At 69.7% G+C, this 22,792-nt stretch carries 25 protein-coding genes; 9 read left to right on the top strand and 16 right to left on the bottom strand.

Annotated elements, in window-relative coordinates; translation table 11 throughout:
• Positions 1-91: 91 nt before the first annotated feature.
• Complete coding sequence (locus tag ACZ6O0_RS00405) at positions 92-829, bottom strand: helix-turn-helix transcriptional regulator (RefSeq protein WP_465762627.1); 738 nt, start codon at positions 827-829, stop codon at positions 92-94.
• 112 nt (positions 830-941) lie between these two features.
• Between ACZ6O0_RS00405 and ACZ6O0_RS00400 the strand changes: the two genes are divergently transcribed.
• Together ACZ6O0_RS00400 and ACZ6O0_RS00395 are read left to right on the top strand one after the other, a co-directional pair.
• Entirely contained in the window at positions 942-1,451 is a 510-nt protein-coding gene (locus ACZ6O0_RS00400; RefSeq protein ID WP_465762626.1) for a DUF2231 domain-containing protein, read from the top strand.
• Position 1,452: 1 nt separating this feature from the next.
• Positions 1,453-1,914: a hypothetical protein gene (locus tag ACZ6O0_RS00395; RefSeq protein ID WP_465762625.1), complete on the top strand. Its 462-nt coding sequence runs from the start codon at positions 1,453-1,455 to the stop codon at positions 1,912-1,914.
• On the opposite strand, the gene ACZ6O0_RS00390 is transcribed toward ACZ6O0_RS00395, so the two are convergent.
• From ACZ6O0_RS00390 to ACZ6O0_RS00380, 3 genes are all read right to left on the bottom strand, one after another.
• Positions 1,894-2,538: a DUF1684 domain-containing protein gene (locus ACZ6O0_RS00390; protein WP_465762624.1), complete on the bottom strand. Its 645-nt coding sequence runs from the start codon at positions 2,536-2,538 to the stop codon at positions 1,894-1,896. The two genes, ACZ6O0_RS00395 and ACZ6O0_RS00390, sit on opposite strands and share 21 nt — an antisense overlap.
• A 17-nt stretch (positions 2,539-2,555) precedes the next feature.
• Positions 2,556-3,236, bottom strand: coding sequence for a transglycosylase SLT domain-containing protein (locus tag ACZ6O0_RS00385; protein ID WP_465762623.1), 681 nt, complete (start codon positions 3,234-3,236; stop codon positions 2,556-2,558).
• A 65-nt stretch (positions 3,237-3,301) separates the two neighbouring features.
• The gene (locus tag ACZ6O0_RS00380) at positions 3,302-3,844 is read right to left on the bottom strand and encodes a hypothetical protein (protein WP_465762622.1); all 543 of its coding nucleotides are present in this window, start codon (positions 3,842-3,844) and stop codon (positions 3,302-3,304) included.
• Between ACZ6O0_RS00380 and ACZ6O0_RS00375 the strand changes: the two genes are divergently transcribed.
• Entirely contained in the window at positions 3,827-4,018 is a 192-nt protein-coding gene (locus ACZ6O0_RS00375; RefSeq protein WP_465762621.1) for a hypothetical protein, read from the top strand. The genes ACZ6O0_RS00380 and ACZ6O0_RS00375 overlap by 18 nt on opposite strands.
• Before the next feature lies 1 nt (position 4,019).
• Here the strand turns inward: ACZ6O0_RS00375 and ACZ6O0_RS00370 are convergent, their stop codons facing one another.
• Together ACZ6O0_RS00370 and ACZ6O0_RS00365 are read right to left on the bottom strand one after the other, a co-directional pair.
• Positions 4,020-4,748, bottom strand: a complete 729-nt coding sequence (locus ACZ6O0_RS00370; protein ID WP_465762620.1) for a cation diffusion facilitator family transporter — start codon at positions 4,746-4,748, stop codon at positions 4,020-4,022.
• Positions 4,745-5,119 (bottom strand): ArsR/SmtB family transcription factor, encoded by a 375-nt coding sequence (locus ACZ6O0_RS00365; RefSeq protein WP_465764047.1) that lies wholly within the window; start codon positions 5,117-5,119, stop codon positions 4,745-4,747. The genes ACZ6O0_RS00370 and ACZ6O0_RS00365 overlap by 4 nt, the downstream gene beginning before the upstream one ends.
• Before the next feature lie 361 nt (positions 5,120-5,480).
• Here ACZ6O0_RS00365 and ACZ6O0_RS00360 point away from each other — a divergent pair, with 361 nt between their 5' ends.
• On the top strand, positions 5,481-7,598 hold the full coding sequence (locus ACZ6O0_RS00360; RefSeq protein ID WP_465762619.1) for a DEAD/DEAH box helicase: 2,118 nt from the start codon (positions 5,481-5,483) through the stop codon (positions 7,596-7,598).
• Between the two features lie 27 nt (positions 7,599-7,625).
• On the opposite strand, the gene ACZ6O0_RS00355 is transcribed toward ACZ6O0_RS00360, so the two are convergent.
• Positions 7,626-8,216: a TetR/AcrR family transcriptional regulator gene (locus tag ACZ6O0_RS00355; RefSeq protein ID WP_465762618.1), complete on the bottom strand. Its 591-nt coding sequence runs from the start codon at positions 8,214-8,216 to the stop codon at positions 7,626-7,628.
• Positions 8,217-8,290: 74 nt separating this feature from the next.
• Here ACZ6O0_RS00355 and ACZ6O0_RS00350 point away from each other — a divergent pair, with 74 nt between their 5' ends.
• Together ACZ6O0_RS00350 and ACZ6O0_RS00345 are read left to right on the top strand one after the other, a co-directional pair.
• The gene (locus ACZ6O0_RS00350; RefSeq protein WP_465762617.1) at positions 8,291-9,265 is read left to right on the top strand and encodes an alpha/beta hydrolase; all 975 of its coding nucleotides are present in this window, start codon (positions 8,291-8,293) and stop codon (positions 9,263-9,265) included.
• A 37-nt stretch (positions 9,266-9,302) separates the two neighbouring features.
• Positions 9,303-9,974, top strand: a complete 672-nt coding sequence (locus ACZ6O0_RS00345) for a VOC family protein (protein WP_465762616.1) — start codon at positions 9,303-9,305, stop codon at positions 9,972-9,974.
• On the opposite strand, the gene ACZ6O0_RS00340 is transcribed toward ACZ6O0_RS00345, so the two are convergent.
• Positions 9,964-10,620, bottom strand: coding sequence for a response regulator (locus tag ACZ6O0_RS00340; protein ID WP_465762615.1), 657 nt, complete (start codon positions 10,618-10,620; stop codon positions 9,964-9,966). The genes ACZ6O0_RS00345 and ACZ6O0_RS00340 overlap by 11 nt on opposite strands.
• Positions 10,617-11,765: a sensor histidine kinase gene (locus ACZ6O0_RS00335; protein ID WP_465762614.1), complete on the bottom strand. Its 1,149-nt coding sequence runs from the start codon at positions 11,763-11,765 to the stop codon at positions 10,617-10,619. Before ACZ6O0_RS00335 ends, ACZ6O0_RS00340 begins: the two co-directional genes overlap by 4 nt.
• A gap of 156 nt (positions 11,766-11,921) precedes the next feature.
• Between ACZ6O0_RS00335 and ACZ6O0_RS00330 the strand changes: the two genes are divergently transcribed.
• Positions 11,922-14,129, top strand: coding sequence for an MMPL family transporter (locus tag ACZ6O0_RS00330; protein ID WP_465762613.1), 2,208 nt, complete (start codon positions 11,922-11,924; stop codon positions 14,127-14,129).
• On the opposite strand, the gene ACZ6O0_RS00325 is transcribed toward ACZ6O0_RS00330, so the two are convergent.
• Both ACZ6O0_RS00325 and ACZ6O0_RS00320 read right to left on the bottom strand, forming a co-directional pair.
• On the bottom strand, positions 14,015-14,806 hold the full coding sequence (locus tag ACZ6O0_RS00325; protein ID WP_465762612.1) for an MBL fold metallo-hydrolase: 792 nt from the start codon (positions 14,804-14,806) through the stop codon (positions 14,015-14,017). The two genes, ACZ6O0_RS00330 and ACZ6O0_RS00325, sit on opposite strands and share 115 nt — an antisense overlap.
• Positions 14,803-15,612, bottom strand: a complete 810-nt coding sequence (locus ACZ6O0_RS00320) for an alpha/beta hydrolase (RefSeq protein WP_465762611.1) — start codon at positions 15,610-15,612, stop codon at positions 14,803-14,805. The genes ACZ6O0_RS00325 and ACZ6O0_RS00320 overlap by 4 nt, the downstream gene beginning before the upstream one ends.
• Before the next feature lie 136 nt (positions 15,613-15,748).
• Between ACZ6O0_RS00320 and ACZ6O0_RS00315 the strand changes: the two genes are divergently transcribed.
• Complete coding sequence (locus tag ACZ6O0_RS00315) at positions 15,749-16,699, top strand: helix-turn-helix domain-containing protein (protein WP_465762610.1); 951 nt, start codon at positions 15,749-15,751, stop codon at positions 16,697-16,699.
• On the opposite strand, the gene ACZ6O0_RS00310 is transcribed toward ACZ6O0_RS00315, so the two are convergent.
• From ACZ6O0_RS00310 to ACZ6O0_RS00295, 4 genes are all read right to left on the bottom strand, one after another.
• Positions 16,696-17,625: a GTP-binding protein LepA gene (locus ACZ6O0_RS00310; protein ID WP_465762609.1), complete on the bottom strand. Its 930-nt coding sequence runs from the start codon at positions 17,623-17,625 to the stop codon at positions 16,696-16,698. The genes ACZ6O0_RS00315 and ACZ6O0_RS00310 overlap by 4 nt on opposite strands.
• A gap of 534 nt (positions 17,626-18,159) precedes the next feature.
• Positions 18,160-18,378, bottom strand: a complete 219-nt coding sequence (locus tag ACZ6O0_RS00305; protein ID WP_465762608.1) for a hypothetical protein — start codon at positions 18,376-18,378, stop codon at positions 18,160-18,162.
• A 2-nt stretch (positions 18,379-18,380) separates the two neighbouring features.
• Positions 18,381-19,055: a hypothetical protein gene (locus ACZ6O0_RS00300; protein WP_465762607.1), complete on the bottom strand. Its 675-nt coding sequence runs from the start codon at positions 19,053-19,055 to the stop codon at positions 18,381-18,383.
• A 111-nt stretch (positions 19,056-19,166) separates the two neighbouring features.
• Entirely contained in the window at positions 19,167-21,818 is a 2,652-nt protein-coding gene (locus ACZ6O0_RS00295; RefSeq protein ID WP_465762606.1) for a winged helix-turn-helix domain-containing protein, read from the bottom strand.
• Between the two features lie 267 nt (positions 21,819-22,085).
• Here ACZ6O0_RS00295 and ACZ6O0_RS00290 point away from each other — a divergent pair, with 267 nt between their 5' ends.
• Positions 22,086-22,223, top strand: a complete 138-nt coding sequence (locus tag ACZ6O0_RS00290) for a LuxR C-terminal-related transcriptional regulator (protein ID WP_465762605.1) — start codon at positions 22,086-22,088, stop codon at positions 22,221-22,223.
• 159 nt (positions 22,224-22,382) lie between these two features.
• Here ACZ6O0_RS00290 and ACZ6O0_RS00285 read toward each other — a convergent pair whose 3' ends face one another.
• Positions 22,383-22,778, bottom strand: a complete 396-nt coding sequence (locus tag ACZ6O0_RS00285) for a hypothetical protein (RefSeq protein ID WP_465762604.1) — start codon at positions 22,776-22,778, stop codon at positions 22,383-22,385.
• Between the last annotated feature and the right edge of the window lie 14 nt (positions 22,779-22,792).

Here is a 22,792-nt window from a genome sequence, read left to right as displayed (position 1 = left end):
CCCCGTGCCAGCCCCCGGTTCCCGCCCGCCCCACCCCCAAACCGTCGCGCCGCGAGTGATGCATGGAACCCGAGGCGTGAGGGCGGCCGGATCAGTCCGCGGTGATCTCCACGCAGCACTCGCCGCCTTCCGGGTCCAGCACGGCGTGGACGGTGGTCGCCTGCAGACCCGACAGCATGCCGGTGAGGAAGGCGTGGTTGAGTCCGCAGACGGCGTCCGGTTGTGACTCAGCCAACGGGTGGAACGGACAACTGTGCAGCCGGACGCAGCCCGCACGGGGGCGGGTCGGCTCGAAACCCACACTCACCAAGGTTGCCTCCGACACCGTCAACGCCCGCTCGGCACTGAGGCGGCCTGGACGGGTGCGCGCCCGCTGCTCCGCACCGACGCGTTCGCCGTGCCGGAACGCCGCCCGGCGAGCTGCCTCCAACCCGCGGGTGCCACCGTCCGGGACCTCCGCGTCACCGTCCGCGCTGTCGTCCTGGCTGAGGATGCCGTCCAGCAGGATCTCGGCGAGCAGGTCCGGCCGGCGCGGCGGGATGGACACCTGCAACTCGGTCTCGGCGGGCTCGTACATCTTCGGCGCCCGCCCGACCTTGCGAATCCCGCCGGACCGCTCGTAGTGGGTCCGCAGCAGGCCCGCGTCCACGAGCCGCTCCAGGTGGAAGGCCGCCAGCTTGCGCGAGATGCCCACCTCAGCCGCCGCCTCGTCCCGGCTGATCGCCCGGCCCTCGCGCCGGCAGAAGCCGAACAGCCGGCGCCGGGTGTCGTCACTCAGCACCGACACCGCCCTGATCGTCGCCTCCGCACCGCTTCCCCGTGACCTCATCGTCTCACCATAACGGTCAAGAACATTGGCGAAAAGCGCTGCCACCACCGTTGAGCCCTTGACCATCGCCGAGGAATAAGACCAAACTCGATTAGTCAAATAGGGAGGCCCGATGTCGGATCGGTCGGCTGCGGCGAAGCGTCCGGTGAGCGCGTTGCTCACCGGTCCGTACGGTCATCCGTTCCATCCGGTCCTGGTCACCATCCCGATCGGCTGCTGGGTGGCGAGCTTCGTGTTCGACCTCGGGTCGCGGATCACCGACGCGGATTTTCTCGCGCAGGCGTCCGTCTGGCTGATCGTGATCGGCATCATCGGCGCGCTCGCGGCCGCGAGCGTCGGCTTGCTCGACTTCTTCGCCATCCCGTCGGGCACCGCCGCGTTCCGCACCGGGGTCATCCACCTGATCCTCAACGTCACGATCACCATCGCGTACGCCGTGAACGCGCTGTGGCGGCGTGGATCCGACGCGGACCAGGTGCCGGTGGGACCGATCGTGTTGTCGGCCGTCAGTTTGGGAGCCCTGATGCTGTCGGGCTATCTCGGGGGCAAGCTGGCGTTCCGGTACGGGGTCCGGGTCGTGACGGACGAGGACCAAGCCGAAGGTTTCGAGCCTAGGAGCTGAGATGGGTATCGCGGCACTTGTCACCTGGCTGATCACCGCGCTCGGCGGTTTCTACCTGCTGTACACGTGGATCAGCAACGGCGGCCCGAAGAAGCCGAGCGCGAGCCACTTCCCGCCCGCACTGATCTTCGGGCACTTCGCGCTGGCAGCGATCGGCCTGGTCCTGTGGATCATCTACGTGATCGCCGACAGCGATGTCCTGGCCTGGATCGCGTTCGTCCTGCTCGTGCCGGTGGCCCTGCTCGGCTTCACGATGCTGGCTCGCTGGCTACCGACGTACCGCGCGCGGACGGCGGCAGCCCATGCGTCGGCGACGAGCGCTGGTTCGGCTGGTGGGCCTGCCGCCGATGACGGGCCGGCCGAGCGTCACTTCCCGGTCGCGGTCGTCGGGGGCCATGGCCTGTTCGCTGTCATCACCGTGGTTCTGGTCCTGCTGACGGCCCTAGAAGTCGGCGGGAGCTGAGGTCAGTTCGCCGACGGGGAGTGGGGCCTTGACGGTGTTGCCGGGTGGGGCGAGCGGGCAGGTCCAGTCGGGGCTGTAGGCGCAGGACGGGTTGTAGGTGAAGTTGAGGTCGACGGTCAGCCATCCGGCGCGGATGTCGCCGCCGAGGTCGGCGCCCTTGACGGTGTCGAGGAGGTAGCGGCCGCCGCCGTACGTGCGTTCGCCGGCGAGGGAATCCTTGACCGGGACGAACAGACCGCCGCCGTACGACTCGAGCCACCACACGTCCAGGTCGCCCACCGCGGGCAGGTGCAGGACGCCGACGCGGGTGAACGGGATCACGCCGTCGGTTGCCGAGGGCACCTCCCACCGGATCCGCTCGACCTCCGGATCGATGGCAACCTCGAACCGCAGCCCCGGTTGGTAGATCCCCACCTCGGCTCCCCCGTAGGCCGCGCGGTCCGCGGCCGGCACGGGCGACGCGGCATGGGTGGTGAGCAACTCGTCCCGCCCGACCCGCCACAGCTCATGGGCCTGCGCCGGATCGCTCTCCGCCCGCACGGACCGGTAGAGCGCGAACACCCGCCGCCGCCAGTCGGCCACGGCCACCTCGGACACGCCCGCGAACTCCCGATCGTCTGTCACGTTCTCTCCTCTGATGGTCAACCGCGGATCGCCTGGCCGGATCTCGCCCAGTTGTCGTGCAAGCGGTCGAGGTAGGACTGCGCCTGCGGGCCGGCCTTCGTCCCCCTGGCAAAGATCCGCATGTTCCCCGCACCCGCGTTGTAGCCCAGGGCAAGCAACTCGTCCTTGCTGTAGCGGTCGCTTCGCTGGTCCGGCAGCCGCCTGGCCAGGTCGTGCAGGTGCCACGCTGCCGCCTCGATCGCCAGCGCGGGATCGTCGGGCAGTTGCTCCCACTTGCGCTTGGCGAAGTCGCGTCCACGCTTCGTGTCGTCGAAGGCGGCCCGGTGCATGTTCGCGATCCCGAACGCCGGGTCCGAGTCGATCCGTGCCCACGAGCGCTCGAACTCCGGGTCGTGCGGCTTGTACGACTCGTTGTACAAGATTGCCATCAGCAACTGTGGACTGATCCCGGCCCGCGCGGCGTACCGCCGTACCTGTGGGGCGAAGTGAGCCGGGTCGTAGTCGTTGTACCACGGCTTCGCGGTCGGCGACGCAGTCGGTCGGGGCGAAGGTGCAGGCGTCGGTGTCGGCTTCGAGGTGGGCTTCGGGGTGGACTCGGCCACCGGTGCGTCTACTGCCTTGGGGTGGTCGTCCGTGCGCGCGGCCCACGCGCCTACGACCACGACTCCCAGCGCGACCCACCACCAACGCTTCGCCACCCGCACCTCTCCAACGTACTCACTCGCGCTCCGAGACCAAGTCATTCTCGCCCCGCACCACCGGCTCAGCGGTCCGGACACGGCGAAGGACCACCAACGCAATGACAACTGCGACGAGCAGCAACACGGCACAGAGAGTGAGCCCGAAGCCCACGATCGACGATCGACGGTCCCAGGACCTTCGCGAGGTAGCTGCCGTCGGCAGTGATCAGCCCGAACCAGGCGAACCCCACCGCGGTCAGCAGCCCACCACCTGCCAGCAGCATGTACGCCGGGAACCGGTAGCCGAGCTTCACCGCGAGTACGGCGCCGACCACCACACCGAGCGCGAACGGCAGGAACATCACCCCGGTCTCGGCCGGACCGATCCCGAGCACGCGCTGGAGGTAGAGCGACATGAAGTAGAACGCCGACGCCATCGCCGCACCGACCAGCAGATTGAACGCGTTCGCACCCGAAACCGACCGATGAGAGAACAGCCCGAGCCGGATCAACGGCTCACGACGCGTGGTCTTCTCCACCACGATGAACGCCGCCAGCAGCACGACCGCCACGAGCAGAGTCGTCAGCGTGGTCGCCGACGACCACGGATGCCGGTCGGTACGCACGACGCCGTACACAAGCAGCGTCATTCCGGCCGTGGCGAGAACGGCCCCCACCACATCCGGACGACCACCGCCCCCCACCTGGCCACCATCGGCGACAACTGGCCGGCCATCGCCGCGCAGCCCACCTACCCCCAGGGCCTCGAAGCCCTGGTCAACGGCCTGCTCCCTGCCTGAGTCAGTCGCAGCAACCGTCGGCGCACGAGTCGCCGCAACCACAGCCCGCGGACCTGGCGGACGCGGCGGGTGAGCAGCAGCCTTTGCCCTGCCAGGCTTCGACTCCCTCACGGACGGCGACCGCCGCGATCACGAGGCCGGCGATCGGGTCGGCCCAGCTCCACCCGAGGGTCGCGTTCAGCACCAGCCCCACGAGCAGCACCGCGGACAAGTACGTACACAGCAGGGTCTGGGTCGAGTCGGCCACGACCGCGTTCGACCCCAGCGCCTTACCCGTACGGCGCTGAGCCCACGAGAGGAACGGCATCACGATCAGAGACGCGATCGCCAGCCCGATACCGACCCTGGACACCTCAGGATCGGCTCCCGTGACAAGCGCCCGTACCGATTCAAAAGACACGTAAGCAGCCAGCGCGAAGAACGAGAACGCGAGCAGCCGGAGCGCCTGGCGCTCACGACTCTCCGGCAACCGGTGGCGGAACTGCCACAGGATGATCAGACCACTGGAGACCTCGACCACCGAGTCCAGGCCGAAGCCGACCAACGCGACCGACCCCGCGACGAGCCCCGCGCTGACCGCGACGACGGCCTCGACGATGTTGTAGGTGACGGACGCGCCCGCAAGCAGCTGCGCCCGCCGCCCGAGCCGCCGCCGTTCCTCGGGACTCGCAGTCCACGAACTCGCCGGAACCTGGATGATCTGCAGAGGCTCGTGCTGGTGCGAAGTCACGAGCGCACCGCCGCCTCGCCGTAGACCGGGCACAGGACGACCGCATCGCCGGTCAACCCGAGCAACCGCTCGGCAGCGGCGAGCAGCTCGAGCGTCGCCTCCGGGTGCGTGAGACTGAACAGCGACGCCCGCCCCTGCGGCCGCGACTCGACCAGGCCACAGTCCCGCAGACACGCGAGATGCTTCGACACCGTCGACTGCGCCAGACCGAGATGCTCGGTCAGGTCCACGACCCGGTGCTCCCCCAGCGCCAGGTGCCGAACGATCGCCAGCCTGGACGAGTCGCTGAACCCGTGGAACAGACAGGCGGCCGCGGACAACGCGGCCGCCTCGTCGACCAGCTCGGACTCACTGCGCGTCGACGCTGTCATCGCCATTCGGCGATGTTATCACCGACCCTGCAGCGGCTTGAACAGGCGCGTGTGGTCGTCCGTCCCGAGAACCGCCGCCACGACGGCCTTTTCCTGATCATTTCGGGCCTTTCTGCTTGGACGGAACACCCGGAACCTAGGCGTCTCCCCGCGCAGCGGGGGTAATGGGCTGTCCGCCCAGCGGGCGGCCGCTAGTATGGGAGGGCACCGAACCTGGGCAACGTCGATCGCCGCGGATTTCGCCGGCCACTCTTCCGACGGTCCGCCGGACATCACGGACGGCGTCTCGTCGACGGCATCTCGCCGTCCGGTGCGCGTTTCACCATGGCCGCCGTGCCATGTCCGTTCACAGGAGGATTCCTTGGCCCGACGAGGCCAGCGCCAGTCCGGCGCTACCCGACCGGCTGCCCGGCGCCGCCGGCCGTCCGACGATGCCGACGGTCTCATCCAGGTGCTCGCGCGCGCCGTGCGGGAGGTCGAGGGCGCGGTCGAGCGGGGCGCGGTCCGGCCCTCGGTCCGGACGAAGTTCCAGGTCGTCGCGCTGCTGGTGCGCGAGGAGCGGGCCAGGGTCAACGGCGACGCGTCCGCCAGTGACACCTATCGCGCCGAGCAACTGCGGCGGCTGGACGGGATCGCGACGATTCTGGCGAAGACCGCCGCTCGCGACACCTCGCTGCTCGGGCTGCTGGCCGAGGACGCCGTCATCTCCGAGGCGGCCACGTCACTCAAGCGCGAGATGCTGCTCGCCGCCGGCATGGAGCCACCCCGCGAGGAGCCCAAACCCCGCGACGCGGCCACGTCGACCGAGCCGCCGGTACGCCGGGTCGTGCCGCAGACCGTGGTCCAGCGACAGCTGGCCAACCCCTTCCTCGCGCCGGACTTCAGCGCCGCGCCGTCCCGTCCGCCGCGCCCGGGACGCCTGGCCGGCTGGGAGCTGATCGGGCCGCTGCTGCGCTCCTTCGAGCGCGCCTCCGCCTCGGCGAGCAAGTCCCTGCCCGCGCCGACCTCCCTGCACGCGGCCAACGGTCTGGAGCTGATGCCACACCAGGCGCGGCTGATCGCCTCGGCCGCGGGCGGCCACCGCACGTTCCTGCTGGCCGACGAGCCCGGCCTCGGGAAGACGGCTCAGGCGTTGCTCGCCGCCCGCGCCGCGAACGCGTATCCGCTGCTCGTCGTCGTGCCGAACGTGGTCAAGACCAACTGGGCCCGCGAGTCCGGCCTCTGGACGCCGAACCGGAATGCCACCGTGGTCCAGGGCGACGGCGAGACGGTGGACGGTTTCGCCGACATCGTCATCGTCAACTACGAGGTGCTCGACCGGCACGTCGGCTGGCTCGGCGATCTCGGCTTCCGCGGCATGGTGGTCGACGAGGCGCACTTCATCAAGAACAAGAAGTCCCAGCGCTCGCGGAACGTCCTGCAGCTGTCCGAGCGGATCCGGACCCGCTCCGGCCGTCCCCTGCTGATGGCGCTCACCGGGACACCGCTGATCAACGACATCGAGGACTTCACCGCGATCTGGGAGTTCCTCGGCTGGATCGACGAGTCCGGCCCGCGGGCCGAGCTGATGGAGTCGCTCGAGGAGACCGGCCTGACGCCGGCCGATCCGGCCTTCTCGGCGGCCGCCCGGGCCTGCGTGATCGATCTCGGCATCGTCCGGCGCCGCAAGGTCGACGTGGCCGCCGACATCCCGGCCCGCCGGATCGCCGACCTGCCGGTCGAGCTCGACGGCGCTGTCGGCCGCTCGATCCGCGACGCCGAACGCGAGCTCGCCGACCGTCTCGTGGCCCGATACCACAGCGCGCTCGAGACGCGGACCGCCGGCACCGTCGTCGACGGCATCGACCACGACCTGGTACGCCGGGTCGCCGGGTGGGAGCGCGCCGACCAGGACAACGCCAAGACCGGCGAGAACGTGTTCACCCTGGTCCGCCGGATCGGCCGGGCGAAGGCCGGCCTGGCCGCCGACTACGCCGCACAGCTCGTCCACAGCGTCGGCAAGGTCGTCTTCTTCGCCCGGCACATCGAGGTGATGGACACCGCCGAGGAGCTCTTCACCGAGCGCGGCATCCGGTTCTCCTCGATCCGTGGTGACCAGACCGCACGCAAGCGCCAGCAGAACATCGACGCCTTCGTGAACGACCCGGACGTCTCCATCGCGGTCTGCTCGCTGCTGACCGCGGGTGTGGGCATCAACCTCCAGGTCGCCTCGAACGTCGTCCTGGCCGAGCTCTCCTGGACCAACGCCGAGCAGACCCAGGCCATCGACCGGGTCCACCGCATCGGCCAGGACGATCCGGTCACCGCGTGGCGCATCATCGCGGCGCAGACCATCGACACCAAGATCGCCGAGCTCATCGACTCCAAGGCCGGCCTGGCGGCGCGGGCCCTGGACGGCTCGGACGAGGAGCTCTCGGCGTCCGCCGACATGCAACTCGAGGCGCTGGTCGCCCTCCTGACCAACGCCCTCTCGGCGTAACCGCGCCGGGTCCCCGAGGTTGTAGCGCTAGCCGTCGCCGCTGTTGTGCGGCGACGGCTCGCGCAGTTCGCGCACGACCATCGCGACCAGCGCGTCGACGTCGGCCTCGACCATCGGCTCACCGGTCATGCCCATCCGGTGGATCAGCGTGCCGACGATGACGTCGATGAAGAAGAGGACGCGCTGCGCCGGCTCGCCGAGCGCCTCCTGGATCGCGACCAGGTAGGGATCCTGCAACTGCGTGGACAGCACCTCGCGCAGCGCGGGATCGCCGACGGCATCGGTGAACACGCCGGCGAACGCCGCGCCGATCCCCGGCTCGCCGATCTTCGCGGCGGCCCAACGGATGGCTGACGTCAGCTTCTCCTCCCGATCGGCACCCTCCAGCGGCGCCGGGCCGAACGCATCGACCAGGCACGCGGTGATCAGCTCACCCTTGGACGGCCAGCGCCGGTAGATCGTCGTCTTCGCGATCCCGGCCGCGGCGGCGATCCGGTCGACGGTCGCACGCGCGTACCCGAGCTCGTGCACGGTCCGCAGCGTCGCCGCGAAGACGGCGCCGTCGACTCCGGAACGCGGACGTCCGGGCGGTCTGGTCGGGGTGGTTGCTCGGGCCATGGTCACACCATAACGAGTTATGCTACTTTTGGTATCGATACCTCTAGTAGCGAAACCAGGATCCGAGGAGCAGGATGAGCACCACGACCGCCGTGCAGCAACCACCACTGGGCATCCGGCTCATGCATGCCCTGCGCAAGGAGCCGGACTGGCTGGCGATGCCGGCCGAGGCGCTGGCCGCCTTCCAGGAGGCCGAGAACCGCAAGCGCGCATCCAGCCTGGCCCGGGTGATCACCGGCTTCCCGGACCGCGGCGCCACCATGAACTGGCAGGAGTTACAGCTCCCCGACCGCGCTCTCCGAGTCCGCGTCCATCGACCGTCAGGCGCGCCGACCGGGCTGCCGCTCGTACTGCACGTCCACGGCGGTGGATTCGTCGGTACGGCGGTGCAGTGCGACTGGGTGAACAGTCACCTCGCCGCACGACTGCCGGCCGTCGTCGTCTCCGTCGAGCACCGCCTCGTCGACCCCGAGACGCCGCTGTCGGCCGCGATCGCCGACGGCTGGGACGCCCTGCAGCACGTGCTCAACCGTGCCGCGGAGTGGGGCATCGACCCGACCCGGACCGCGGTCTTCGGCGAGAGTGCCGGGTCGATGGTCACCGCGCTCGCCGCGATCCGAGCCAGGAACTCCGACCTGCCCCTCCGCGCTCAGGTCCTGGTCAACCCCTGCGTCGACCTGACCTCGTCAGCCTTCGACTACCCGTCGATGACCGAGTACGCCGACAGCCCGACCCTCACCGTCACCCAAATGGAGTTCTTCCGCCGACTCGCCGTCCCCGAAGGTACCGATCCGCGCACAGTCTCACCCCTGTACGCCGGCAACCTGAGCGGACTCGCTCCGGCGCTCATCGTCGTCCCCACGCTGGACCCGGTGGCCGATCACGGACGGGCGCACGCCGTCCGGCTCCGTGAGGCGGGCACGCCCGTCGAGCTGACCGAACACCCCGGCGCCGGCCACGCGTTCCTCAGCATGCCCGGTGTCGTACCGCAGGCCCGGGCCGCCCGGACGCAGATCGCCACGTTCCTCCGGGAGCGGCTCGCGCACTGACCGAGCACCTCCGGAAAGCGCTTGCTATCGTCGCAGGATGATCTACGAGCTGAACCATGTCGGTGGCCGTGTCCGAGACCTGGAAGCCAGCCTGGATTTCTACACCGGGCTCGGCGCCGAAGTGGTCGACCGGCTGTTCATGCCGAACAGCCGCGTCCACCGGGTCCACATCCAGCTCGCCACCGGCCTGGTCGAGCTCCTGTACCACGAGGACTCCGATCCGGACGCGACGTACGGCCTCAACCATGTCGGCTTCATGACCGACGACCTCGACGGGGACTACGCCAAGCTGATCGCGCTCGGGTACGCCGAGCTCTCACCGCCGAAGGTCGCCGGCAGCGGCCAGGGCCGGCTCGCGTTCCTCGCCGACCCCAACGGCACCCGGATCGAACTCCTGCAGCGCAAGGAGGAGTTCCGCATCGCACCGATCACCACCGGCCCGGTCACCCACCTCACGTTCATCGGGCTGGCCGCGCCCGACCTCGACGCCGCCGTCGAGTTCTACGGCACCCACCTGGGCATGCCCCGCGACGCCACGGCGGACTCCCCCGGCACCGCGGCGTTCCGGATCGGCCCCGACGCCGTCCACCTCTCCGAGTCATTGCCGCCAGCAACCACCCCGATCAGCCACCTCGTCCTCACCACCGCCACACCTCAGGCCGACACGCACGACCCCGACGGGCTCCGGGTGACCTTCGTCAGAGCTTGACGCGGCCGGTCTCGTAGGCCCACATGGCGATCTCGACGCGGTTCCGGGCGCCGATCTTGCCCATCACGCCCGTGAGGTGGGTCTTCACGGTGCTCAGGCTGATGTGGAGGTCCAGCGCGATCTCGGCGTTGGTCCGGCCGGTGGCCGCGGCCATCAGGACCTGCTCCTCGCGGGCGGTGAGCGGATCGATCGGCTGCGCCGGCGTACGGCCGGTGGGCGGGTCGGAGAAGGCGGCCAGCAGGCGTGCCGTGATCCGGGGCGCGATCAGTGCGTCGCCGTTGGCGGCCGCGTGGATCGCCTGGACCAGAAGGTCGGGTCCGGCATCCTTCAGCAGGAATCCACGGGCACCCGCCTTCAGCGCGCCGTACACGTACTCGTCGAGGTCGAAGGTGGTGATCACCACGATCGCCGTCGGATCCTCGACTCCTGCTCCCGCGAGTTCGCGGGTCGCCGCGATCCCGTCCATGACCGGCATCCTGATGTCGAGCAGGCACACATCGGGCCGGAGCCGGCGGGCCAGCTCGACCGCCTCCCGCCCGTCGGCCGCCTGACCGACCACCTCGATCCCCGGCTGTGCCTCGAGGATCATCGCGAGTCCGGTCCGGACGAGATCCTGATCGTCGGCGACGAGAACCCGGACCGTCATCGGCCGGCCGCCGTTCGCGGCAGCACCACGTCGACCGTCCAGCCGCGCTCCGCGCCCGGGCCCGCGGCGAACGAACCGCCGAGGAGCATCGCGCGCTCGGTCATCCCCACCAGTCCGTAGCCGAGTGGGTTCCGCGGCACCGACGGGGCCTCGCCGTCGTCGCGGATGGTCAGCCGTACGGCGTCGCCCTCCGAGCTCACGCGCACGTCGATCCGGGTGGCCTGGCGGGCATGGCGTACGGCGTTCGTGATCGACTCCTGCGTGATGCGATAGATCGCCGCGCCGACCGCCGGCCCGAAGTCCTCCAGCTCACCCGACACCTCGACCTCGACCCGCGGGCGGTCGCCGACGCTCCGGGCGAGCCGCTCCAGGTCCGCCACGCCCGGTTGTGGTACGAGCGCCGCCGTACCGTCGTCACGCAGTACGCCGACCATGGTCCGCATCTCGGCGAGCGTCCGCGTCCCCTCCGCCTCGATCACGGCGAGGGCGTCCACCGCGGCCTCCGGGCGGGTGGCGGCGACGGCTCGGCCGGCTTGGGCCCTGATGACGATCGCCGAGACGTGATGAGCGACCGTGTCGTGCAGCTCGCGGGCCAACTGCTCACGCTCCCGTAGGCGGACCTGGTCCAGCTCGCGGATCCGGGCGGTCGACCGGTAGCGAACCGCGGCGCCGAGGGGCGCCGGGAAGAGCAGGAACATGCTGCCGGCGACGGATTCGACGTAGCTGGTGAAGTCGCTGACGTTCCCGAGCACCAGGGCGACGCCGATGATCGCCAGCCCGATGCAGATCTCCTGACCGGATCCCCAGCGCACCAGCGAGTACGGCAGCAGCACCACGCAGATCATCGTGTACAGGCCGAAGGCTCCGTTGCCGCTGATCAGGATTCCGATGTCGATCACGATGATCGCACCGAACACCGCGGCCACCACGGCGAGCGGATAGGTACGCCGCCACAGGAGTGCGACCGCCACGGCCGCTCCCACCGCCAACGCGAGGGGCCTCCACACCAGATCAGGGCGGAGCACGCCTTCGAGGACGACCGCGACCAGCAGGCCGGCCACGAGCACCCAGTCGCGCCACACCCGCCGGGGCGGATGCGGTGCGCGCGGCTCGGCCAGCAGCGACCGTACGGCGTTTCTCACCATGCCCACAGCGTAGGGACTCCGGACGGCCGGCGGATCGGCTCAAAGTACGGGTCCGTACTCGGCTCATCGGCCGGGGAAAGTCCGCCCGATCGACCGAGGTGGAAGCCGGTCCCGCGTCGCCACGATGAACGGAACCTCGCCTGAAGGAGATCGACGATGAGATCGAGTCTGGACAGAATGGGCCGGTACGCCGCCCGCCGGCCGTGGGTCGTGATCGGGGTATGGCTCGTGGTGGCGGCGCTCGTGGTCGCGGCCTCCGGCGCCTTCGGCAAGAAACTCGAGGAGTCGTTCGGGGCACCCGGCGTCGACTCGCAGTCCGCGACCGATCTGCTGTCGGCCGCCGGAGCGGACCAGGCCGGGCTGACAGCGCAGGTCGTCGTCACTCCGCTCGACGGCACGGCGACGTTCGCGTCGGCCGAGTTGCGGGCCGCGCTCGGCCAGGTCCGGTCGACGGCGGCCGAGTTATCGCACGTGCTCGGCGCCGCCGAGCCAGTCATCTCCCCCGACGGCCGGGTCGCCCTGATCCGCCTGCAGTATCCGGTCCTCGCGAAGCTGGATCCGGGTGATCTCGACGAGCTCAAGTCGTTCGGTGCCGGGGCGGCAGCGGGTTCGCCCTTGCGGATCGAGCTGGGTGGTGATCTGTTCTCGGCGTTCGAGGAGGGCCAGGCCGGCCTCGGCGAGGCGATCGGCCTGCTCGCCGCGATGATCGTCCTGCTGGTGGCTTTCGGGTCGATCATCGCGATGGGCCTGCCGATCGGTATGGCGTTGTTCGGCCTCGCGCTGAGTATCAGTTCACTGTCCCTGGTCACCTACTTGATCGACTTGCCCAGCTGGGCGCCGGTGCTCGGCAGCATGGTCGGTCTGGGCGTGGGCATCGACTACGCGCTGATCATCGTCACCCGGCATCGCGAGTTCCTGGCCCGCGGGCTGAGTGTCGAGGAGTCGGCCGGGCGGGCCGTCGCCACCGCCGGTCAGGCGGTGCTCTTCGCCGGTGGCACGGTGGTGATCGCGATCCTCGGCCTGGTCGTGGCCGGCGTACCGTTCATGACCGCCGGTGGCATTGCCATCTCGCTCATCGTGCTGACGATGGTGCTCGCGTCCCTCACCCTGCTGCCGGCCTTCCTCGGGCTGGCCGGGCACTGGATCAACCGCCTCCGAGTACGACGGGTGCGGTCCATCCCTGGTCAGGGGTGGCAGCGCTGGGCCGGTCACGTGTCCAGGCATGCCGTCGCGTACGCGATCGGCGCCACCGTCCTGCTGTTGGCTCTCGCCGCACCGGTGCTCGCGCTGCGCGTTGGTACGCCGGACGAAGGTGCGCTTCCGGTGCAGCGAACCGAGCGCCGGGCCTACGACCTCGTCGCCGCGGGTTTCGGTGCCGGTAGCAACGGTCCGCTCGTGATCGCCGTCGACGTCTCGGCGGATCCGGGCGTCGTCCAGCCGCTGGCCGACGCGGTGGCCGCCGATCCGGGGATCGCGTCGGTCGCCCGTCCCGAGGTGAACCTCGCGGCCGGCGTTGCCACGCTGATCGCCGTACCGAAGACCGGACCGCAGGACGAGGCCACGATGACCACGGTCAAGCGGCTCCGCGCGGAGGTCTTCCCGTCCGTGCTGCGGAACAGTCCGGCGACAGCGCATGTCGGTGGGCAGACTGCGATCACGGCGGATGTCGGGGAGAAGGTCAACGATCGGCTCGCGCTGTTCATCGGCGCGGTGATCCTGCTGTCGGTGCTGTTGCTGACGGTGGTCTTCCGGTCGGTCGTCGTACCGCTCAAGGCCGCCCTGATGAACCTGCTGAGCATCGGCGCGTCGTTCGGGGTGGTGGTGATGGTCTTCCAGTGGGGCTGGGGTGCCGGCGTCATCGGGCTGGAGTCGACGATCCCGATCCTGCCGTTCATCCCGACGTTCCTGTTCGCCGTGCTGTTCGGTCTCTCGATGGACTACGAGGTCTTCCTGCTGTCCCGGATCCGGGAGGAGTACGTCGCGACCGGCGACACCGGCGCCGCGACGGTGCACGGCATCGCTACCACCGGCCGCGTCATCACCTCGGCCGCCCTCATCATGATCTCGGTCTTCACGAGCTTCGCGCTGACCGATGACCCCACCGCGAAGATGTTCGGTATCGGTCTGGCCGTGGCCGTCCTGATCGACGCCACCATCGTCCGGCTCGCGCTGGTCCCGGCCCTGATGACCCTGCTGGGCCGGGCGAACTGGTGGCTCCCGGACTGGCTCGACCGCCTCCTGCCGAAGGGTCAGACCGAGAGGGTTTTGGGGGCGCCCGGGGTGAGCCAGGTCAGCGCGTCGCGGACCCCGGTCGATGCTCCTGAGAAGGCCGCCTCGATGGTGTCGCGACCTTGGGTGAAGTGACTCCAGCCCTCGTAGTGGACCGGGATCACGGTGTGGGGCTCGAGCAGTTCGCAGAGCTCCACGCCGTCGGGGCCGGACATCGTGTACTTGAGCGGCCCGGTGACGTTGAACTTGACGGTCCCCAGGTGGAGCACCACGGTCCCGACCTCGACCCGGTCGGCGACCTCGCGGACGCCGTCGTACAGGACCGTGTCGCCGGAGATCCACAAGGCGCCGTGCTGCTGGCCCGGCCAGCGTAGGGCGAACCCCGCGACCTCGCCGGTGATCGGGCGACTCAGTGGCGGACCGTGCCGGCAAGGCGTAGCCGTGATCTCCACTGTCGACAGGCCGGGTTTCTCGAGTGAGTGGACCGACCAGGGTGACAGGCCGACCGCGTCACCGCCGAGCCTCCGGGCGCCGGCGACCGTCGTGACGACCGTACGAACGCTCGGCAGCAGCGCGCGGCCGGCGTCGTCGAGGTTGTCGGCGTGATGGTCGTGGGTGAGGAGGACCGCGTCGATCGGTGGCAGGTCCTTGGCCGGCACGCTCGGGCCGGCCACCTTGGTCGAGGCCGTACCCCAGCCGAAGGAGTACCGGCGGCCCGGCGCGTCGAAGGTCGGGTCGGTGAGCAGGCGCCACCCCTCGACTTCGATCAGCGTGGTCGGGCCGCCGATATGGGTGATCCGGACGTCGGTCACGGGTTCCTGGTCACCGCGTGGGCCAGGGCCCAGTCGAGGACCTCGTCGGCGATGTTCTCCCAGCCCGCCTGCGCGGGGAGCAGGTGCGCGTAACCGTCGTACGACTTGACCTCGGTGACGGTGTCGGACTTGTAGTGCTTCGCGTTCGAGCGCTGCACCTCGGGCGGCATGATGTGGTCTTCCGAGCCGGAGACGAACAGCAGCGGCACCCGGTCGTCGTTGTGGTAGTCGACCCAGGTGTCCTGGTGCCCGGGCTGGAAGTTCGCGAGCACGCTCCCCCACAGGATCCCGCCGTTCGCGGGGATCGCGTACCGCTCGTACAGGGCCTTGGAGTCCTCGTCGGTGAAGGTGTTCGTGAACGCGTACTTGAACTCCTCCAGCGACAACGGGATCGCCTTGTGCCGGTTCGCCGGGCTCTTCAGCACCGGGAACGTCGACTTCACCTGCGACAGCGGTACGACGCGCACACCCTCCGTCGGCGCCGAGTTCATCGCCACGCCGGCCGCGCCGAACCCGTGGTCGAGCAGGATCTGGGTGAACGCGCCGCCGGCGGAGTGACCGATGATGATCGGCGCCGACGGCAGTTCCCGGATCACCGCCTCGAGGTGCGCGATGATCTGCGGCACGGTCAGCTTCAGGATCGGCGTCGGGTCGGCGTTCAGCGACTCGACCTCCACCTCGAACCCCGGGTAGCCGGGTGCGAGCACGCGGAAACCACGCTGCTCGTAGTGCGTCACCCAGTGCTCCCAGCTTCGCGGTGTCATCCAGAAGCCGTGCACCAGGACAATCGTGTCGGGAGCAGCCATGATCAGAATCCCCTCCGGTCAGGATCAGCCACACGTGGCGCAACCGTAGCCAGCCGAAAGCGGCCGACATAGGATCTGACTGCACGATTCCGGGCTGCCGATGCACAGTCCGCCTACCTTGGAGTGGAGGCAGGCGATGGCGGTCATTCTCGACACAGCCGCGCTCCCGCCCCACGATCGCGCCGAGGCGTTCTACTCGGCGATGATGTCCGCGAGTGTTCCCGCGCGCGTCGAGCACGAGGACCGCAGCGGCCAGGTCCATGCCCGGATGGACTTCTGGCAACTCGGCGTACCCGACCTGTTCCGCAACGAAGGCTCCGGCATCCGGCTGGTGCGGACCACCAAGCACGTCCGGATCGCCGCACCAGAGCGGCTGGCGCTCGCGGTGCAGGTGAGTGGTGTCGGTGCCTTCGGCCAGAGCGAGCACCAGCAACGGGTGCACACCGGTGAACTCATGCTGGTGGACCTGACTTCGCCGTACGAATTCTCCTGGAGCGGGCACGGTGCCTCACTCGCGTTCCAGATCGACTACAGCGATCTCGGGCTCAGTGTCGAGACCGTGCGAGAGGCGGCGACGCGCCTGCCCAGCAGCCCGATGTACGACCTCGTGCTCAACCACCTCAGCAACCTGCCGGCCGTCAGCGACGCCCTGCAAGGCACCCGCTCCGCCCCGATGCTCGGCGCCGCCACCACCCAGTTGGTACGCGCGCTGCTCGCATCGGCGGCCGACGACGACAAGCACCAGCGTCCGGCGATGGCCGACGTACTGTTCTCCCGCATCACCTGGTACGTGCGCCAGCACCTGGGCGATCCGCATCTCACGCCGGCCCGGGTCGCGTCGGAGCACTACATCTCGCTGAGGTACCTCTACAAGCTCTTCGCCGGCCAGAACCTCAGCTTCGAGCAGTGGCTCATCACCGAACGGCTCGAGGCCGCCCGGCGCCACCTCGCCTCCCCCGCGGGCAAGCAGCTCCCCATCGCCGCCGTCGCCGCGCACTGGGGCTTCAGCGACCCCAGTCACTTCGCGCGCCGCTTCCGCAACGCGTACGGCGTCTCCCCGAGTGACTGGCGCCGCTCACCCCACTAGACGCCCACGTGGGCCAGTCGGACCGCGTTCTGGAGCGCGTTCACGACGTACGCCGGAACCCGTAGGCCTTGCCGCTGTGCCCACAGGAGTTCCTTCTCGACCCGGCCGATCTGCTCGGCGTACCGAAGGATGCCCTTGTCGCCCTCGGCGGTGATTCCGAGCCGCTGCATCACCACACCGAACTCTCCGCGCTGTCTCCGGTTGTAGGCGCCGACCACGTCGAAGCTCTGCTTGCGCAGCGTCCTGACCAGCCAACGCTGCCAGGGCGCCAGCTCGGCCCACAGCCCGCGGGCGGCGATCTTGTAGTACGCGAAGTGACCTGGCTCCTGCCGACGGATCGGTCCGACGATCGTCGCCGCGATGGCTCGTTCGCCGAGCGCCATCAGCCCTTGATAGAGCTTGTTGTAGGCCAGGATCGCGGACTGCTCCGTCGCCACGCCGGTGAGGTAGTAGAGCATCCGGCTGACGTCCTGCACCGCGCCCACCTTGCCGAGGGCACCGAGGAGCCGCAGGCGGAAGTCGATCGTGGCCAGATCCGGGGACGCCGGTGGCAGTCCGGCCCGCAACTGCAGCTCGTCCAGGATCAGGCCGTGGTGGATCTCCTGCGGAAGCCAGACGTCGGAGTAGAACACCCGGTCGATCGGCGGCGGGTCCGGGAGCAGGAGGTTCAGCTCGATCACGTTGCGCTCGACCTCGAGCTCGACCCTGGACATGTAGTTCAGCACCGGGCCGAACTTCTCGCCGAGCACCTCCGGCCGCGCCATCGAGTAGTCGGCGCTGTCCAGCGGGATCGGCGGATGCTCCTCGGCCAGCCGCTCGACATGCTCGGCCAGGCGCGCCTCGACCGCCGACGCCCGCCGCAACCCCCGACCAGTACGCCGACGCCGACGGAACCACGCACTAGCGCCAGTCACGAGTCGTGTCACCCACCCCTCCAGGGATCTGGTCCATCATCGTCCGACCCGAAGTAAGGCCAACCTTACCTGCGAACCCCCACTAGATGCTTCCGGGTCAACGATGCAGTATCGCCCGAGTGCGCGGCCTTGCGCTTGTGAAAATGGCCGGGGCCATCACAAAAACGGGTCGTACTCCGCCCGCGGATCAACCCGCGGCAGGCTCAGGCGCTGCGAGGGACGACGGTGTAGCCGCGGTTGCGGAGGGCCTCGAAGGACCGGGCGACGGTCAGCCCTCGTCGGCGGTTGCCCGACGCAACGTCTCGTGCGCGCCGGCGACCGCACCGTGTGATCCTCCTGCGTCACGAACCTCGCCGGGATCATCCCCCGGCGGTACGTCGACGACTGCAACCCCCAGAACCACGTGTTCGCCACCACCGCGAAGTTCCCGGAGTCCCGCATCCCCTGTGCGAACTCCCCCGGGCTCCCAGCCTAGGAACCGATCCCGGCCCACGCGGTCACAGCGCGTGTCTCTCCCCACCGGCCGAGGGCTGGTGGGGAGAGAGCTCATCCGGAGTCGACGGGTTCGAGTGAGATGAGGGTGACGCCGAGGTCGCGGATCTTGGTGAGGAGGCCGTGGAGTTGGGACTGGTCGGTGATGGCGCCGCGGAGGGTGGTGGTGCCGTCGGGGTGGTGGGTGAGTGTGAGTCCGCCGAACCAGGTCGACCAGTGGGGGTCGAGGTCGCCCTGGACGCGGAGTTCGTAGCAGCGCGGGGCGGTCGGCATGGTCAGGCCGCCGCCGCGGTGACGGGCCGGTCGTCCGGCTGCGTGGTGGTGCTGCGGGCCGTGCGCCAGAGGGAGTAGCCGAGGGCGATCATCGCGATGCCGTTCGGGAAGGCCAGCAGGCGGTAGAAGGCGTCCGGCATCACGGCGAGCGCGGCGGAGACGACGCCACCGACGGCGAGGAGCGCGGCGGCCCAGCGGGACAGAACGCGCGCGCGGTAGAGCGCGATGCCGAAGACGAGTCCCCCGGCCAGGTAGGCGAAGCCCTGGACGTACGCGACGGTTTGCAGTGCACCGATGTCGCCGATGGCGGAGCCGTTCGTGGAGACCGCGAGGACGTCGTTCACATATCCGGTGCTGGTCCCGGCGATGGCGGGCAGGACGTACGCGGCGACGGCCGTGGTGCTCACGATCGAGAGGTAGCCGACGCTGAGCATCAGGTAGCCGACGAGGCCGAGGACACCGTTCCGGCGGACCTGGCTCAGGTACATGCCGGTGATGCCGGCCAGGGCCAGCGCGGCCATCAGGACCTTCAGGGAGTTCCGCAGTACGACCTCGGTCGTGGTGATGGAGGTGGCGTCCAGGTGGGGGTGGTTGATCTGGACACCGATGAAGATCAGTCCGGCGGCGACCGCGGCAGCGCCGGCGCCCTTCGTGAGGCTGGTGGTGGTGATGGTCATGGCCCGCTCCTTGTCCCGGTGGTCCGCGGCGGGTGCCTGCGGTCTGTCCGGAACGTACGGCGGCAGGTGGTGAGCCGGCGTCACCACATGGTGTGACTGACGATGTGATCGCTACAGCAGACCGAGCTCGTGGCCGCGACGGACAGCGGCGGCACGCGTGTTCACGTCGAGCTTGGTGAAGATGCGCTTGGTGTGGGTGCGCAGCGTGTTCAGGGAGACGAAGAGCTGACGGGCGATCTCGGGACCGGTGAGCTCGCTGTCGAGCAGGCGCAGTACGTCGATCTCCCGCTCGCTGAGCGGATCGGCGAGAGCACCCCGGCCGACCGGAGTGGCGTCCTTGAGGAGCCGGCGAGCATGCCGGCGGAGGACGTCGTACTCGCTGTCCGACGCCTCCTGCAGCAAGGCGAGCATCGGGGCGCCTTCGTCGAGGAACAAGCGGACGTAGCCGTCGGGCTCCGGTGCTGTGGCGAGGGCGTCGTTCAACTCCGCGAGGGCCTCCGGCCGCTGACCGCGCGCATGAAGGGTGAGCGCTCGCAGCATGCGGATCTCCAGCAGACTGCCGGCGCGGGACCCGTCGGCGTCGGCGTGCAGACGCTCGAGCAGCGCCAGCACACCGCCCTCCCTGCGGGCGAGCAGGAGCCGGACCAGGGTGAGGAGCTCGTACTCGCGCAGGAACGACACGTCATCGGCCGCGGTGACGTGGTGGTCCTCCGCCCACTGCTCGGCCGCCGCGAGATCTCCCTCCGCGATGGACACGCGGGCTCGCACGGCGTCGAAGGGACGGAGGTCGGGGTAGAAGCCGGACCGGTAGAGCGCCTCCGCCTGGTCGATCAGTTGCCGGGCGGCGGCGTACTCGCCCGTCGCGGTGCGCACCTGCGCCATGGCGACGTACCAGCGGTGCCGGTTCTCGGTGATCGAGCCACGCTCGGCGAGCACCCGCGCCGCCTCGAGATGTGCCTCCGCACTGACGAGGTCGTCCAGCTCACGGTCACGCTCGGCCAGTCCCACGTGCAGGTCCGCGGCGGCCCGCGGGTACGGCTCGCCTCCCGCGGTCGCCGTCGCGAGAGCCTGCTCGTACAGCCGGCGCGCCCGCCCGGGACGGCCCGCGCTGATCCACATGTCGCCGAGCACCACCGTGCTGTCCAGCTCGTCGACCAGGTTCCCCGCCGCGTGCAAGCTGCGAATCGCGTCCGAGAACGTCGACAACGCCTCCTGGACGTCGCCCATCGCCCAAGCCGACAGACCGAGGAACCCGGCCGCCGCTCCCCGCACGAAGTGATCCTCGGCGCCGGCAAGCTCCAGTGCGTTCCGCGCACACCTGACAGTGGCCGGTACGTCGCCTCGCGCCTGCGCCAGCGCCGCACGGTAGACCCACACGGTCGCCGGAGCGGTCCGCAGATCCTCGGTGTCGGCCCACGTCGCGGCGAGCGCCTCGTCCTGAGCACCCGCAGCCAGCGCCGCGTCGGCATCGTCGAGCCCGCGCCCCATCCCGTCCAGATCACCGGCAATCATCAGCGACCACGCGGACACGATGCTGAGCACCGGGCTTCGCCTGACCACGGCCTCCGGCAACGACCGCATCCAGCTCAGCAGCAGGCTGTCCTGCCGCGCACGGCGCAAGACCGGCAACGCCTCTTCCATCAGGTAAGCGGCGCGATCGTGGTCACCCGCGGCCAGTGCGTGCCGTACGGCGTCCGCGACCAGATCATGTGATGCGTACCAAGCACTAGCCGCCCGATGCAGCGTCGCGAGCTCCTCCGGGTGCTCGGCCATCAATCGAGCACGAAGGACATCGCCGAAGAGATGGTGATACCGGTACCAGGACCGCTCGGCGTCCAACGGGACCAGGAACACGTTGCCGCGATCCAGCTCCGCCAGCACCTGAGCGCCGTACGGCCCACCGGTGACCGCGTCGCACAGCGAGCCTGTCAGCCGGTCGAGGATGGACGTCCGGAGCAGGAAATCCCGCACCTCGGCGCCCTGGCGGGTCAGGACCTCGTCCACCAGGTAGTCGATGACGAAGCGGTTGCTGCCGGTGAAGGCCCCGATGAACTCGGCAACGTCCGCGCGATCGGACACCCCACGCAGCGAGAGCGCTGCCAACTGGAGGCCGGCGATCCAGCCCTCGGTCCGTGCCTCCAACGCCTGTACGTCGGCCTCGGTCAGCTCCAGGCCCATCGCCTGGTTGAGGAACTCCCGCGCCTCCTCCGGGGCGAAGCGCAGATCCGCGGCCCGGACCTCCAGCAGTTGGCCGCGGCTCCGCAGCCGCGACAGTGGGAACGGCGGATCCGAGCGCGTGGCGATCAGCAGGTGGAGCTGATCCGGTCCGTGGTCGAGCAGGAAGGTGATCGCCTCGTGGACCTCGGGCGCTTCGATCACGTGGTAGTCGTCGAGCACGAGCAGACACCGGGAGTCGGCGCGGGCGAGTTGATTGACGACCGTGGTCAGTGCAGCCGTCGTCGGCTCCAACGCCGTCGGGTCAAGGTCCAGACCGGCTCCGGCCAGTGCTGCCCAGAGGTGCGGCAGGAACCGCGACAGCTCGTTGTCGCCCTCGTCGAGCGACAGCCACCCCACTCGCTGCTGGGTCGACGCCCAGTCACTGAGGAGCGTGGTCTTGCCGAAGCCGGCCGGCGCGGAGACCAGGGTGAGCCGGTGGTCGCGGTTCAGAGTGCCGTCCAGCTGGTCGGCAAGTCGTGGGCGGGCGACCAGCTCGGTCCGCCGGGCCGGCGGGAACAACTTGGTGGCGAGCACCGCAGTCGACACCTGCGGATCATAGGCCCACCGACCGGCCGGCGACGCGGGACAGCTGGATCGTAGGCAGCCGAGCAGCTTAGTCTGCAATCTCGTCACACCTGTGGCGTGGCGGCCCGATGTGCGTCGTACTGGTCCACCGCTCGAGGGAACGAGGGCGGAGTATGAGGCTGCTCGGGCGTCGAACGGAGTGTGCTGCGCTCGACGAACTCCTGGACAGCGTCCGCGCGAGCGAGAGCCAGGTGCTCGTCGTCCACGGCGGTGCCGGCGTCGGGAAGTGTGGATGCGCGGCTGTTCCTGAGCCCGCGCACGGTCGAGTGGCACCTGCGCAAGGTCTTCGACAAGCTGTCGATCACCTCGCGCCGGCAGTTGCGGGACGCGCTGCCGCGGACCGACTACGAGGCGGTCGCCGGCTAGGCAGCCGTGGGTACGGCGCAGCCGTGGACTCGTGGAGTCGCCACGGGCACCTGCGCGACCGTCGGACGGCTGCCTGCGACGAACGCCGTGGTGATAACCGCCACCGTCTGTCCGACAGTCCTCGGCACGGTCCCCGCTCGCACTCGTGACGCTCCCTGGTCAGCTGCCGCCAGGGACGTCGATCCAGCGGGCGGCGGCTTCGTAGGTGTCGGAGGGGGTGGTGTTGAAGGCGATGGCTGCGTGGGGGGCGTGGTGGCGGATCAGGTTGATGACCTGTTCGAAGAGGTTGGGCTGCTCCTCGGCTCGGCGTACGCCGCCGCCGACCACGACGCACTCCCACGGGCGGGACGCCACGGCCGCGGCGATGACCGCGGGGACGTCGTCGCTGCCGTCCAGACCGACCAGGCAGGTCTCGACGCCGACGCCGTGCTCGGCGAAGCGGGCGAGCCCGACCTCGATGGCGTCGGCCACCGGCTGAGGATCCCAAGGACCCGGGACCCGGAACGGATCGAGCCCGATCACCAGGACCCGGGGTACGGGCGCCGTCATGTCCATGCCTGGACCCTACG

The sequence above is a fragment of the Kribbella sp. NPDC048837 genome, assembly GCF_055586945.1.
Note: the sequence above shows the minus strand (reverse complement) of the source record. Positions and strands in the feature narration are given on the sequence as shown.